Here is a 329-nt window from a genome sequence, read left to right as displayed (position 1 = left end):
GTAACGTGATTAGCGATATCAGAAAAGATGCTGAAGTACGCATGGACAAATGCGTAGAAGCGTTCAAAACCCAAATCAGCAAAATACGCACGGGTCGTGCTTCTCCCAGCCTGCTGGATGGCATTGTCGTGGAATATTACGGCACGCCGACGCCGCTGCGTCAGCTGGCAAGCGTAACGGTAGAAGATTCCCGTACACTGAAAATCAACGTGTTTGATCGTTCAATGTCTCCGGCCGTTGAAAAAGCGATTATGGCGTCCGATCTTGGCCTGAACCCGAACTCTGCGGGTAGCGACATCCGTGTTCCGCTGCCGCCGCTGACGGAAGAA

1 protein-coding gene is annotated in these 329 nt (G+C 52.6%); it reads left to right on the top strand.

Annotation, left to right across the window (positions count from 1 at the left end; translation table 11 throughout):
• Nucleotides 1-329, top strand: a 329-nt coding sequence (locus FN960_RS23715) for a ribosome-recycling factor (RefSeq protein ID WP_221936839.1), incomplete at both ends; no start/stop codon positions are given.

It is taken from the genome of Alkalicoccobacillus porphyridii (assembly GCF_007293315.1).
Lineage (GTDB): Bacteria > Bacillota > Bacilli > Bacillales > Bacillaceae_D > Alkalicoccobacillus > Alkalicoccobacillus porphyridii.
This window is presented reverse-complemented; position numbering and strand designations above follow the sequence as displayed.